12 protein-coding genes are annotated in these 12,578 nt (G+C 72.5%); 4 read left to right on the top strand and 8 right to left on the bottom strand.

Translation table 11 applies throughout. The annotated features are described in order from the left end of the window. Positions 1–48 precede the first annotated feature (48 nt). Positions 49–837: an enoyl-CoA hydratase/isomerase family protein gene (locus E1284_RS08630; protein WP_131938484.1), complete on the top strand. Its 789-nt coding sequence runs from the start codon at positions 49–51 to the stop codon at positions 835–837. A 126-nt stretch (positions 838–963) separates the two neighbouring features. Here E1284_RS08630 and E1284_RS08625 read toward each other — a convergent pair whose 3' ends face one another. Further along, on the bottom strand, positions 964–1,719 hold the full coding sequence (locus E1284_RS08625) for a FadR/GntR family transcriptional regulator (protein WP_165965182.1): 756 nt from the start codon (positions 1,717–1,719) through the stop codon (positions 964–966). A gap of 346 nt (positions 1,720–2,065) precedes the next feature. Between E1284_RS08625 and E1284_RS08620 the strand changes: the two genes are divergently transcribed. Continuing rightward, entirely contained in the window at positions 2,066–2,977 is a 912-nt protein-coding gene (locus tag E1284_RS08620) for a hypothetical protein (protein WP_131938482.1), read from the top strand. Between the two features lie 26 nt (positions 2,978–3,003). Here E1284_RS08620 and E1284_RS08615 read toward each other — a convergent pair whose 3' ends face one another. The 7 genes from E1284_RS08615 to E1284_RS08585 all read right to left on the bottom strand — a co-directional run bounded on the left by E1284_RS08615 (position 3,004) and on the right by E1284_RS08585 (position 10,250). Further along, positions 3,004–4,176 carry an acyl-CoA dehydrogenase family protein gene (locus E1284_RS08615; protein WP_131938481.1) on the bottom strand — a complete coding sequence of 391 codons (1,173 nt, stop codon included), beginning with the start codon at positions 4,174–4,176 and terminating at the stop codon, positions 3,004–3,006. After that, entirely contained in the window at positions 4,166–5,650 is a 1,485-nt protein-coding gene (locus tag E1284_RS08610) for an amidase (RefSeq protein ID WP_131938480.1), read from the bottom strand. The genes E1284_RS08615 and E1284_RS08610 overlap by 11 nt, the downstream gene beginning before the upstream one ends. Then, entirely contained in the window at positions 5,650–6,378 is a 729-nt protein-coding gene (locus E1284_RS08605; RefSeq protein ID WP_131938479.1) for an ABC transporter ATP-binding protein, read from the bottom strand. Before E1284_RS08605 ends, E1284_RS08610 begins: the two co-directional genes overlap by 1 nt. After that, entirely contained in the window at positions 6,378–7,151 is a 774-nt protein-coding gene (locus tag E1284_RS08600; protein ID WP_131938478.1) for an ABC transporter ATP-binding protein, read from the bottom strand. Before E1284_RS08600 ends, E1284_RS08605 begins: the two co-directional genes overlap by 1 nt. Further along, positions 7,148–8,158: a branched-chain amino acid ABC transporter permease gene (locus E1284_RS08595; protein ID WP_131938477.1), complete on the bottom strand. Its 1,011-nt coding sequence runs from the start codon at positions 8,156–8,158 to the stop codon at positions 7,148–7,150. The genes E1284_RS08600 and E1284_RS08595 overlap by 4 nt, the downstream gene beginning before the upstream one ends. Then, positions 8,151–9,020 carry a branched-chain amino acid ABC transporter permease gene (locus E1284_RS08590; RefSeq protein WP_131938476.1) on the bottom strand — a complete coding sequence of 290 codons (870 nt, stop codon included), beginning with the start codon at positions 9,018–9,020 and terminating at the stop codon, positions 8,151–8,153. The genes E1284_RS08595 and E1284_RS08590 overlap by 8 nt, the downstream gene beginning before the upstream one ends. A gap of 69 nt (positions 9,021–9,089) precedes the next feature. Then, complete coding sequence (locus E1284_RS08585; protein ID WP_131938475.1) at positions 9,090–10,250, bottom strand: ABC transporter substrate-binding protein; 1,161 nt, start codon at positions 10,248–10,250, stop codon at positions 9,090–9,092. A gap of 423 nt (positions 10,251–10,673) precedes the next feature. On the opposite strand from E1284_RS08585, the gene E1284_RS08580 reads away from it, so the two are divergent. Both E1284_RS08580 and E1284_RS08575 read left to right on the top strand, forming a co-directional pair. Beyond that, positions 10,674–11,861 carry an acyl-CoA dehydrogenase family protein gene (locus tag E1284_RS08580; RefSeq protein WP_131938474.1) on the top strand — a complete coding sequence of 396 codons (1,188 nt, stop codon included), beginning with the start codon at positions 10,674–10,676 and terminating at the stop codon, positions 11,859–11,861. After that, the gene (locus E1284_RS08575) at positions 11,861–12,508 is read left to right on the top strand and encodes an enoyl-CoA hydratase-related protein (RefSeq protein WP_131938473.1); all 648 of its coding nucleotides are present in this window, start codon (positions 11,861–11,863) and stop codon (positions 12,506–12,508) included. The genes E1284_RS08580 and E1284_RS08575 overlap by 1 nt, the downstream gene beginning before the upstream one ends. Positions 12,509–12,578 lie beyond the last annotated feature (70 nt).

Here is a 12,578-nt window from a genome sequence, read left to right as displayed (position 1 = left end):
GATATATGCCGGACCGGCCTTGGCCGTCCGGAGGAGGGCGGGGTTGCCGTGCCGACGCTGGAGACCATGACCCTTGAGGTGACGGGCAGGGTGGCGCGCATCATGTTCACCCGCCCCGATGCCCTGAACAGCCTGACCGAGCGGGCGTTCGACGATCTGGAGGCCGCGATCGACGCGGCCGAGGCCGACCCCGGCGTCCGCGTCCTCGTCATCGGCGGGACGGGCCGCGCGTTCAGCGTGGGCCTCGACCTGGCGCTGCTGGACGAGGCGTTCGCCGACCCGGCCGTGTGGGAGCGCATCGCCAAGCGGCTCGCGGCGCTCACCCTGCGGCTGGAACGCCTGCCGATGCCGGTGATCGCCTCCGTCAACGGGCTGGCCCGGGCCGGCGGCTTCGAGGTGCTGCTGGCGTGCGACCTGGTGCTGATCGCGGACTCCGCGCGGATCGCCGACGCGCACGCCGAGTTCGGCGTCATCCCCGCGGGCGGCTCCACCGCGCGGCTGCCCCGGATCGTCGGCCGCCAGCGGGCCAGGGAGATCTTCCTCACCGGCCGGTGGATTCCCGCCGCGGAGGCGGTCGAACTCGGCATCGCGCTCAAGGCCGTCCCCGCCGGTGAACTCGACGCCGCCGTGGACGGGCTCGCCGCCACCCTCGCCGGGCGGCCGCGCGCCTGCATGGCCGCGATGAAGCGCCAGTTCGCCGCGGTCGAGGGGCTCCCCCTCGCGGAGGCGGTCGTCCCCGAGATCGAGGAGTTCGTCTCCTACGTGACGCCGGCGGACTCCGACGGCCAGGAGGGCTTCCGCGCCTACCGCGAGAACCGCCCGCCCACCTGGGCCTGATCGCCGCAGTAGCGCCGTGTTCACCCGGACCTGGTCACGGCGCGGCCGGCGTGGCACGCCCCCCGCCGCAGGGACTCGGCCGGGCGCGGCTTCCGGGGGCCGTGCCCGGCCGGCCTGCGACGCGCGTCAGGCTTCCCTGTAGGCGACGCGGATGTAGCGCAGGTGGTCGCGCATGGCGGCGGAGGCCGCCTCGCCGTCGCCGGCTTCGAGCAGGCTGATGACCTGCTCGTGCTGGTCGTCGACCTGCGACCAGAACTCGGCGGGGGAGTCGGCGTTCAGGAACCGCGTCCGCAGCACGTGGAAGACCGGCTGCGTCATCATCGTGAGCAGTCCGTTCCCGGTCGCCTCCATGATGATGCCGTGGAAGTGCCGGTGCTCCTGGAACTTGATGCTCCGGCCCCGGGAGCGCTTCTCGCGCTCCATCGCGGCGTGCAGCGCGTCGAGGTGGCGCTGCTCGCGCCGCTCGGCCGCGATGGCGGTCGCGGGGACCTCCAGCAACTCGCGGGCTTCGAGGATCGCCGACAGCGGCAGCGCCGCCGAGCCCGACATCAGCCCGATGCCGGCCTCCAGGAAGTCGCTGATCTGGTCGGGCTCGATGTGCGAGACGAACGTGCCGCCGGTGGTGCCGCGGACCGTCTTCACCAGGCCCTGCGAGGCCAGCACGCGCAGCGCCTCGCGGACCGTGCTGCGGCTCACCCCGAAGTTGCCGCCGATCTCGCCCTCCGGCGGAAGGCGGTCGCCGGGGGCGAGGGACCCGTCCAGGATCAGCTCACGCAGCTGGTCGGCGACCTGCTGGTAGGCCGGGCGCAGCCGGCTGACCGGCAGCGCGGTCGCCGTCCCCGTGCCGGAACGGCCGGAGTTGTTGCCTTTGGTGCTGGACACGTCGCTGTCCCCCTGGTCTGGCTTCGAGGTGCTGATTCTTGAGTCGGGAACTCCGCGCCACCGGGACTCACAGCATGGCTGAGCATACATCAGACATCACGCCGTGCCGTGGCCGCCGGAGGGGGCGCCGCAGTGGGATGTGCGGCTCCGGCCCGCGTTGCGGGTCCCGGAGCCCATGGCGGAAAACCTCCGACACCCTACCGAATGCAGGCCGCATGGCCGCTGACCGTGGAGGTGGCATCGCCCACAGTTCGATCTGATGGCTTGATACCGTTGGTTGCAATACGTCAGACTTTATTCCGTCAGTCGCGCTTGCGACGCGGCGACGGCGATGGGGGTCGGGGAAATGTTCGACGGAATCGACATCGTGGTCCTGCCGGCGGCCGACATCGGCCCCCTGCTCGACCTGTACGCGGACGCGATGGGCTTCGAGGTCATCGAGGAGGGGTCCGTCCAGGAGCCCGCGCTTCGGGCGCGCCTGTGGGGCCTTCCCTCGCCGCCCGCGGAGTCGGTCCTGCTCGGCAAGCCCCAGAGCAAGGGCGGGTGGATCAGGCTCGTGGAGGTGCCCGGCCTGCCGCGCCCCGACGCAGCCGGCCTCCCCGACCGTCCCGGGCCCTACGCCCTCGACTTCTACCTGCGCCGCCCGGACGCCACCGAGGACGCCGTGGGGAAGCAGGGGTGGACGTTCGTCAGCGATCCGGTCGACTACCTCCTGCCCGGCACCGAGTACCCGGTCAGGGAGCGGCTGCTGGACCAGACGCGCTCGGGCCTGCGCCACGCGTTCGTCCAGTACCGGGAGGGCCGGACGCGGTGCGTGCTCGGGGAGCGGCCCGAGGAGGACGTCAGCGAGGTCAACGCCGTCGTGTTCGCCACTGCTGACCTGCCGGGAGCGCGGGCGTTCGTGGAAGACGTCCTCGGCGGCCGCATCTACTTCGACGACCGTTTCGACGGCCCCGGGGTGGAGCAGCTGCTCGGGCTGGCGCCCGGTGACGGCTTCGACGCGGTCATCGCCCGCGGACCGGCGTCCCGCAACGCCCGGCTGGAGTTCCTCCAGCACGTTGTCCCGGCGGCGCACCGGCCGCCGCACGCGTATCCGCGGGTCGTCGCGGGCTGCGCGATGGACGACCTCGAAGCGCTCGCCGCGCGGCTCGCCGCCGGGGACCACGGCGCCTCGACCGGCATCGTCGAGACCGCCGAGGGTCCCCGGCTCGGGCTGCGCTCCCGTTATGGCGCGTCCTTCGAGTTCTGGCAGCGCTGAGGAGCGGCCGGTCACGGGAGCCGGCGTCATAGCAGCCGGGCGATCTCGTCGAGCATGACCTCGGTCGACCCGCCGCCGATGGCCAGGAAGCGGCTGTCCCGGGCGATCCGCTCGACGGCGGATCCCTGGACGAACCCGTTGCCGCCGTTGAACTGGACGCACTTGTACGCCAGCTCGTTGACGATCTCCGGGACCGAGGACTTCAGCACCGCCGCGTGCGTGCGGGGGTCCTGGCCGGCGTCCGCCAGCGCGGCCGTGTGGTAGAGCAGGGTCTTGGCCGACGCGAGGCGGGCCGTCAGCCGGGCCATCTCGTGCCGGAGGGCCTGCAGGTCCCAGAGCCTCCCGCCGTAGGCGGGCCGCGTGTGCAGCCAGGCGGCCGTCTCGGCGAGGGCGGCCTCGCCCAGGCCGACCGCCTGCGCGGCCAGGCCGATCCGCTCGTGGTCGAGGCCCCGCATCATCCAGCGGAAGCCCTCCCCCTCCTCGCCCAGGCGGTTGCGCGCGGGGATGCGGCAGCCGTCGAACACCAGCTCACCGGTGTCGGAGGAGCGCCAGCCGGTCTTCTCGAACGTCCGGCCGTTGCCCAGGCCGGGCGTGCCGCGCTCCACGACGAACAGCGAGAGCCCGTGCCGTCCGGGCTCGCCGGTCCGGGCGACGACGAAGAACAGGCCGGCGATGTTCGCGTTCGTGATGAACGTCTTGCGGCCGTCGAGGACGTAGGCGTCCCCGTCCCGGCGTGCGCGGACGGTGAGCCGGGTCAGGTCGGAGCTCGCGTCGGGCTCGGTGACGGCCAGCGCGCAGATCTTCCGGCCGGACAGGATGTCGGGGAGGAACCGGCGCCGCTGCTCGTCGTCGCCCGCGCGGGACACGTGGAGCGCGGAGTAGTCGGTGTGCACCGAGATCGAGGTGGCCACGCCCCCGAACGTGGAGCGTCCCAGCTCCTCGTTGAAGACGACCGCGCCGCGCGTGCCCGCGCCGCCCCCGCCGTGCTCGGCCGGGAACGACAGGCCGAGGAAGCCCAGCGCGCCGAGCTCCGTGAACACCTCGGCCGGGATCCGCAGCGCCGACTCCCACTCGGCCGCGCGCGGGACGATGCGGTCCTGCACGAACCGCCGCAGGACGCCCCGCAGCGCGCGGTGCTCTTCGCCGAGGAACGTGTCGTCGAGCCGGAGGGAGTCGATGACCCGGTTGCTAGCGGACATGGGCCTGGGGCGTGCTCGGCGCGAACGTCGTCATCGCGCTGACCAGTGTCTCGTCACGGCCGGGAGCGGCGATCCACTGCAGGCCGATCGGCAGGCCGTCCCGGTCGGTGCCGAGCGGCTGCGTCCCGCAGGGGAGCGCGGCCAGGTTCGCCAGGACGTTGTACCGCAGATGCGCGGCGGCCATGGTCACCTCCGTTCCGCCGACCGGGACCCACCCGTCGGCGACGGCGTCCGCCCTAGGGGCGACGCAAGGCATCGTGGGCATCGCGAGGAGGTCGACGCCGGACAGCGCCGCCAGCGCCTCGCCGCGCAGGAGGTGGCGCACCCGCTGCGCCCGGACGTAGGCACCGGCGGGGACCTCCTGCGCGAGGTCGAGCATGGCGCGCACGTCGGCGCCGAACAGCTCGCCGCCGCCGCGGCCGAGCCGCTCGCGGTGGTAGTCGAGGCACTCCCCGAGGATGATCGTCATGCCCGCGGTGACGGCGGCCCAGCCGTGCGGGATCGCCACGTCGACGACGTCACCGCCCAGATCGCGGACGGTGGCGAGGGCGCGCTCGAAGGCCGCGCCGATGTCGGGGTCGATCGGCTCGTCCAGCGTTCCCGCGGGCACGCCGACCCGCAGCCCCTGGAACCCGGCGGGACGGGCCGCGCCGCCCGCCGGGGGGATGATCTCCAGGGCGGACGCCGACAGCGCGATGTCGCCGGCCGTCGCGGCGATCAGTCCGACCCGGTCCAGCGACCAGGCGAGCGGCAGCACGCCGTCGCCGGGGAGCCGCCCGGGGGACGGGACGAACCCGGCCGTCCCGCAGTAGGCCGCGGGAATCCGCACCGATCCGGCGGTGTCGCTGCCGAGGGCGAGCCGTACGTGCCCGGCGGCGACGGCCGCCGCGGAACCGCCGGACGAACCGCCCGGGATCCGCGCGGTGTCGCGCGGGTTGCGGGTCGGTGGAGTCGTGCCGCCGAACGCGTACTCGTGCGTGGTGGTCTTTCCGACGATCACGGCCCCGGCCGCGCGGAGCCGCGCGACGCAGCCGGCGTCGGCGGCCGGGACGCGCCGCGATCGGGCGGCGCCGCCCGGGCCGCCGAGGTGCCGGGACCCGGCGGTGGTCGGCAGCCCGGCCACGTCGATGAGGTCCTTCACCCCGACCGGAAGGCCCCGCAGCGGCCCGCGGCCGCCGTTGCGCTCCGCCTCGGCGCGGGCGCCTTCGGCGTCCACGAGGGCCCAGGCCCGGACCTCCCCGTCGGTGGCGGCGATGCGTTCCAGCGCCCGCTCGACCTGCGCGACCGGGTCGGAAGCCTGCCCGGCCCGCCCAGCCTGCCCGGCGGGGACGGCGGGCGACGAGGTGCCGCCCGGCGGGGCGTCCTGGTAGAGCGCACCCGGCAGGCCCGCCTCCGCCAGCGCGATGCCGTAGAGCCGCTCAAGATCGGCGTGGAGCGGGCCGCCCGAAAGGGGGGCCCCGGTCCCCGAACCCATCACGCCCCCAGGTAGGCCGAACGGACCACTTCGTCCTTGGTCAGCTCCTCGATGTTCCCCTCGACCACCACCTCGCCCTGCCGCAGCAGGTAGCCGCGGTCGGCCAGCTCGAAGGCGAGCGGCGCGTTCTGCTCGATGAGCAGGATCGACAGCCCGCCCTTGCGCAGCGCCGCGAGCGCGTCGAACACCTCACCGGTGATCTTGGGGGAGAGGCCCATGGACGGCTCGTCCAGGATGAGGATCTCCGGCTCGGCCATCAGCGCGCGGCCCACCGCGACCATCTGCTGCTCCCCGCCGGACATCGTCGACGTCTCCTGGCCGGCGCGCTTGCGCAGCACCGGGAACAGGTCCATGACCTTCTCCAGGCGCTCCTCGACCACCGCCTTCGGCACCTTGCCGTGGTAGCAGCCGAGCTCCAGGTTCGTCTGGACGGTCTGCTCCACGAACAGGTGCCGGCCCTCCAGGACGGTGCCGATGCCCCGCGCTACCGCCTCGTGCGGCTGGCGCGGCATCGGCCGGCCGTTGACCCGGACCGCGCCCCCGGCCGGGCGGTACAGCCCGCCCGCCAGCCGCGCGAGCGTCGTCTTGCCCGCGCCGTTCGGCCCGATGACGCAGACCGCCTCGCCGCGGTTAACGTGCAGGTCCACGCCCTTAAGCGCGCTGATCGCCCCGTACTTGTAGACGACGCCGCGCAGTTCGAGCAGCGGGCCGTCCTGCGCCTGTGCCATCAGTCCTCCTCGCCCGTGGGAACGGGGGCTTCGACGTCCGCCGCCCGGTGGTGCCGGCCGCCCAGGTACGCCTCCAGGACGGCGGGGTCCTGGGTGACCTCGTCCGGCGTGCCGCGGGCGATGACCTTCCCGAAGTCGAGCACCGTGCAGTTCTGGCAGACCGCGTGCACGAGGTCCATGTGGTGCTCGACGAGGATCACCGTGACCCCCGAGTCGCGCATCTCGCGCAGCATGTCCGCGAGGTCGCCGCGCTCCTGCGGGCTGAGGCCGGCGGCGGGCTCGTCCAGCAGGACCACCGCCGGGTCGGCCACCATCACCCGGGCGAGCTCGACCCGCCGCTGCAGCCCGTACGACAGCGCGGCGCCCGGCTCGCCGGCGAGCCCGTCCAGCGACAGCCGGCCGAGCACCTCCTCGACCCGCTCCCTGGCCTGCGCCGGGGCGGCCGTCGTCCGCGCCGCGACCATCAGGTTCTCCCGGACCGACATGCTGCCGAACAGCCGGACGGTCTGGAACGTCCGCACCAGCCGCGCCCGCTTGACCAGCCGGTGGCTCGGCCAGCGCGTCACGTCCTCGCCGCCGATGAGCACCGAGCCGCCGGACGGGCGCTGCAGCCCGCTCAGCACGTTCAGCAGCGTCGTCTTCCCGGCGCCGTTCGGGCCGATGATCCCGTGGATCTCGCCCCTGGCGGCGGTGAAGCTCACGTCTGAGACGGCCGTCAGCCCGCCGAAGCGCTGGGTGACGCCGCGCGCCTCCGCGGTTCCCGGAGTCCTCACTTCGACACCTCCGTGATCGCCGCCCCCGAGCCGGGCCCGCGCCGCGCCACCCGGGCCAGCAGCGCGCGGCCGATCCGGGCCACGCCCGACAGCCCGTCCGGCAGCACGGCCATGAACACGACAACGACGACCCCGAGCACGGTCAGCGCCCAGGAGCCGCTGCCGGGCACCTCCGCGATCAGCCAGGTCACCAGCGCCGCGCCGAACACCGCGCCGTAGATGTTGCCGAGACCGCCGAGGATCACCATGACGAACAGCTGGATCGAGATCGCCGTGGAGAACAGCGACGGGTCGATGGCGGTCTGCAGCGGGGCGTTGACGCCGCCCGCCAGCGCGCCGATCGCGGCGGAGATCGCGAAGATCTGCACCTTGCGCGCGGTGATGTTCACCCCGACCGCCCGCGCGGCGACCTCGTCGTCGCGCAGCGCCGCCAGTTCCCGGCCCATCCGGGCCGCCAGCAGCCATCGCGACCCGAGCAGCACGAGGATCAGCGTGACCGCGACCAGCAGGTACTGGTCGCGCGGGTCCAGGAGCTTGTACCCGAAGATCTCCGGGAACGGGATCGGCGCGTACCCGTTCGCGCCGCCGAGCGGGCCCGGCAGCATCAGGAACGCGTGGATGCCGGTGCCGACCGCGAGCGTCGCCATCGCGAGGTAGTGGCCGTGCAGCCGCAGCGCGATGTAGCCGACGAGCACGCCGATGACCAGCGCCAGCACGACGCCGAGGACCAGCGCGGGCAGGAACGCCATCTCCCGGTCGAGCATCAGGTAGGACGTCCCGTACGCGCCGATGGCCATGAACCCGGCCTGGCCGAGCGCGAGTTGCCCCGCGCCGCCGATGGTCAGGGTCAGGCCGACCGCGGCGATCGCGGCGACGCCGATGTTCACGCCGAGGGCCAGGTCGGTCGCGCCCGGGTTGGTGAACGCGTAGCCGAGCAGGATGACGGCGGCGACCGCGGTGGGACCCAGGTGCCGCCCGGCCCGGAGGGCGAAGGCTTTGTCAGGCAAGGCGCTGCCTCCTCAGGCCGAACAGGCCGTTCGGCATTACTAGCAGGACGATGATCAGGGCGATCAGCACGATCGGGTCGACATAGCTGTTCGGGATGACCGCGGCGAGCTCGCTCTCGATCACGCCGAGCAGCACGGCGCCCACGATGACGCCGCGCGTGCTGGCGAGCCCGCCGAGCACCGCGCCGGTGAAGCCCTTCAGCGTCAGCGCGGTGCCGAGCGTCCCGCCGGCGAGGGTGATCGGCGCTACCAGCACTCCGGCGAGCGCGGCCAGCCCGAACGCCAGCGCGAACGCGATGGCGCGCATCCGCGAGACGTTGATGCCGACGGCCTGGGCGGCGAGCGGGTCGGTCGCCGCGGCGACCATGCCGCGGCCGACCCGGGACCGTCCGAGCAGCAGTGCGAGACCGATCGCGACGCCGATGACCACCGCCCAGATCAGCAGGTCCTGGTAGCCGATCCGCATCTCGCCGATCTCCAGCACGCCGCGGTGGACGGGCGGGAACGGCTTGCCGTCCGGACCCCAGATGAGGTGGCCGCCGTTGGCGAACACGAGCATGATCCCGACGGTCGCGGCGATCGTCGCGATATGCCCGTTGTTCTGGGTCGGCAGGATCACGAGCGCGTCGTAGGCGATGCCGAGCAGCAGCCCGGCGATCAGCACGAGCAGGGCGACGAGCAGGATCGTGTCCAGGCCCTGCCTGACCAGGGTCAGGCCGAGCAGGCCACCGATGATCACCTTGTCGCCCTGGGCGAAGTCGAGCACCCCCGTCATGCGGTAGACGAGGTGGAAGCCGAGGGCGACGAGCGCGTAGATGGCGCCGAGCGTGAGACCGGAGACGAGAAGGTCGATGATGCGCACGGGCGGATTCCTTAGAGGCGAGGGCGGTGGCCGGGCCGTTGCCCGGCCACCGTCATCTGCTGGTCGGGGTCAGCCCTGGTCCGGGACCGCGTATGCGCCGTCCTTGAACGTGACCGGCTTGAAGGCGTCGGCGTTCGGGCCGCCGCGCCACTGGGCGGTGTACGCCAGCTTGCCGACGATGCTCTCGAAGTTCAGCGACTCGATCGCCTTGGAGAGCTCCTCGCCCGTGTACTCGGGGGCCTTCTCGATGGCCGCGGCGGTCAGCTGCACCGCCACGTAGGCGTAGGTGCTCAGCACCGAGGGGGCCTCACCGAACTTGGCCTTGTAGGCGTCGAGGAACTTCTTCGTCTTCTCGTCGGGGTTTCCGTAGTCGACCGCCGTCAGCGAGACGACCTTGTCGGCGGCGTTCCCGCCCGCGGTCTCCGGGACGAAGTCGGAGGAGTACGCCAGGTCGCCGACGATGAGGCCCTCGTAGCCCGTCGCGGCGACGCTCTTCAGCACCAGGGCGTCGCTGGACCCGCCGGCACCGTAGAGGAAGATCGTGTCGGGCTTCGCGGCGGCCGCCTTGCCCGCCTGCGCGGTGAAGTCGAACTTGCCCGGGTCGAAGCCCTCGGAGTTGACGATCTTGATCCCGGCGCCCTTGGCGGCGTTGCTGACGTCGGTGTTGCCCGCCTGGCCGTACGGGTTGTTCGCCCAGATGATCGCGGCGGTCTTGGCGCCCTGCTCCTTGGCGTAGTTGACCATCGCCTCGGAGTTGGCCTTGCCGGGCAGCGGTACCTCGAAGACGTGCTTGGTGCCGTTGGCGACCTCGGGCTGCGCGACCAGGAGGATCTGCGTGACGCCGTACTGGTCGGCGAGCGGGGCCACCGCCTTGGCGTTCGCGGAGATGCCCGGTCCGATCACGATGGGCACCTTGGTCTCGGTGGCGAGCTTCTTGAACCCGGCGGTGGTCAGGTTCACCGAGCCCTGGTCGTCCACCTCCTCCAGCTTGAGCTTGCGGCCCTTCACGCCGCCCGCCGCGTTGATCTCCTCGACGGCCAGCTGCATGCCCTTGGCCTCTTGCTGGCCGACCGCGCCGAGCGCACCGGTCGTGGAGTTGACGACGCCGATGGGGTAGGTGTCGCCAGATCCATCTGACGTATCCGATCCGGACGACCCGCAGGCCGTCACGGAAACGGCCAGAGCGGTCATTACCGCGATGGCCGCATGGCGACGCATGGCTGCTCTCATGGTGTCTCCTTGATGATCGCCTTGGTCGGGCGATGCAGGCACCCCCACCCGAGCCAGGGAGTGAATACGTCAGAGTTTGCAGGATGAGGTCGTGTCAGGACAAGCCCCCCGATACGGATGTTCTTGCTGGTCCAGGCGGAGGAGGGGCGCTCGCGCCGGTATGCGGAGGGTGGCGGCGGGGTGCGGTGGTGCCCCCGCGCCCTGCGCGGCAGGGCCTCCCGTCATGGGTTGCATGTCGTGAAGTACCTGCTCACGAGGCACCTCGGCGGCTGTACCGAGGTGCGTCTCCGTGGGCTGCGGCCACCGTGCCCCGGATGGGGGCCGGTGTGAGGTGGTTTGGCTCGGCCGGTGGTCGGGCTCGTTTAGAGTGTAATACATCAGGCTTTTACATCGAAGTAACATGCCGGACATCGCATCTACGCGATGTACAGGGTGAACCGACCAAGTCAGACTCATCGAACGAGGAGGACCGGCGTGCGGCCGACATCCGAGACCCCGGCGGAGCTGTCCGAACTGCGCGAGACCGTCCTGCGGACCTGCCGCCGTTTCGGGCACGAGTACTACGTCCGCTCGTCGGACGCGGGGGACAACGCACGCGACCTGTGGCGCGCCCTGGGCGGCATCGGCGCCCTCGGAGCCGGCATCTCGCCGGAGCACGGCGGAGCCGGCGCGGGCATCGAAGCACTGTCCGTGGCCGCCGAGGCGATCGCCGAGGCCGGTGTCCCGCTCATGCTCATCGCGCTCTCGCCCGCCGTCTGCGCGACCATGGTCGACGGCTTCGGCTCGCCCGCCCAGAAGTCCGAGTGGCTGCCGGGCCTGGCGGACGGCTCCCGCGTCCTCGGCTTCGCCATCACCGAACCCGACGCCGGATCCAACACCCACAACATCCGCATGCGCGCCCGCCGCGACGGCGGCGACTGGGTGCTGTCCGGCCAGAAGTACTACGTCTCCCACGTCGACAACGCCGACGCCCTCCTCACCGTCGCCCGCGCCGAAGACGAGTTGAAAGTCTTCATCGTCCCCACCGACGCGCCCGGCCTCACCAAGAGCCCCATCCAGGTCGAGATCCTGTCTCCTGAGCGCCAGTACAGCGTGTTCTACGACGATGTCCGTCTGGACGACTCCGCGATAGTCGGACCCGATGCCGGCATGAGCGTTCTGTACGCGGGTCTCAACCCTGAACGCATCGTCAGCGCCGCCCTCCTGAACGGCATCGCCCGGTACGCGATCGACATCGCCGTCGCCTACGCCCGTGAGCGAACCGTCTGGAGCGTTCCCATCGGGGCGCACCAGGCCGTCTCCCACCCGCTGGCCCGCGCCGAGACGGCACTGGCCGCATCCCGCCTCCTCACGACCTCCGCGGCCCGCGCCTTCGACCGCGGCGAACCCGGCGGAGTGGAGGCGGCCATGGCGAAGCTGACGGCCTCCGAAGCCGCCTCGACCGCACTCGACGCCGCCATGCAGACCCTCGGCGGCAACGGCATGTCCCGCGAGTACGGCCTGGCCACCCTGCACGGCCTGGTGCGCCTTTTCCGGATCGCCCCGGTCAGCTCCGAAATGCTGCTGAACCACGTCGCGCACAAGCGCCTGGCCCTTCCCCGCTCCTACTGATGCGGGTACAACGCGAGGGACGGCTCGTCCGGGCGACACTGGAGCGTCCACCGGTCAACGCCCTCGACGCGGCGGCCTACCGGTGGCTCACCGAGACCTGCGCCGCCATGCGCCCGGACGAGTGCCTCCTGATCGACGCTGCCGGTCGCGTCTTCAGCGCGGGACACGACCGCGGCGAACCCGCGGACGGTGAGAGCCTCGCCGTCGGCGCCGCCGCGTTGACCGCCGTCCTGCGCTGCCCGGCTCCCGTGGTGGTGGCGGCCCAGGGGCCGGCGATCGGCGCCGGAGCCCTCCTCCTGGCCGCGGCCGACATCCCGCTCATCGCCTCGGACGCCTGGCTGAAACTCCCCGAACTGGACGTGGGCGTGACCGTCGGCCACGCCATCCTCAGCCGCCTGCTCCCGCCCGCCGTGGCGAGCCGGGCCCTCCTGACCTCCGAGCGAATCCCCGCCGCCGTGCTGGGCACCGCCGTCCGCCCGCCGGACGACCTGGCGCCGGCCGCCGAGGACGCGGCCCGCACCCTCTTGGGCAAACCTCTCGGCATGGTCTCCCTCGCCCGCCGGAGCTGGGGCGAACGAGAGCACGCGGCGGCCGCCTACGAATCCGAAGTGACGGCCTTCCTGACCCGAGACCGCGATGTCACCTAGGAAAGCGGATCGTCGACTGCCGAACCGCCGTGGCGTAGGACGGCCGGTGCCCCGGACCGCCCGGAAAACG

The sequence above is a fragment of the Actinomadura bangladeshensis genome (assembly GCF_004348335.1).
Classification (GTDB): domain Bacteria; phylum Actinomycetota; class Actinomycetes; order Streptosporangiales; family Streptosporangiaceae; genus Spirillospora; species Spirillospora bangladeshensis.
The sequence above is the reverse complement of the archived record's forward strand: the minus strand, read 5'-3'. Positions and strand labels throughout refer to the sequence as shown.

What these genes read in the sequence shown, in the direction of transcription:
- E1284_RS08620 (WP_131938482.1), top strand. Translation starts at nt 2,066, where the DNA reads ATGTTCGACGGAATCGACATCGTGGTCCTGCCGGCGGCCGACATCGGC.
- E1284_RS08615 (WP_131938481.1), bottom strand. Translation starts at nt 4,176, where the DNA reads ATGTCCGCTAGCAACCGGGTCATCGACTCCCTCCGGCTCGACGACACG.
- E1284_RS08610 (WP_131938480.1), bottom strand. Translation starts at nt 5,650, where the DNA reads ATGGGTTCGGGGACCGGGGCCCCCCTTTCGGGCGGCCCGCTCCACGCC.
- E1284_RS08605 (WP_131938479.1), bottom strand. Translation starts at nt 6,378, where the DNA reads ATGGCACAGGCGCAGGACGGCCCGCTGCTCGAACTGCGCGGCGTCGTC.
- E1284_RS08585 (WP_131938475.1), bottom strand. Translation starts at nt 10,250, where the DNA reads ATGAGAGCAGCCATGCGTCGCCATGCGGCCATCGCGGTAATGACCGCT.
- E1284_RS08580 (WP_131938474.1), top strand. Translation starts at nt 10,674, where the DNA reads ATGTACAGGGTGAACCGACCAAGTCAGACTCATCGAACGAGGAGGACC.
- E1284_RS08575 (WP_131938473.1), top strand. Translation starts at nt 11,861, where the DNA reads ATGCGGGTACAACGCGAGGGACGGCTCGTCCGGGCGACACTGGAGCGT.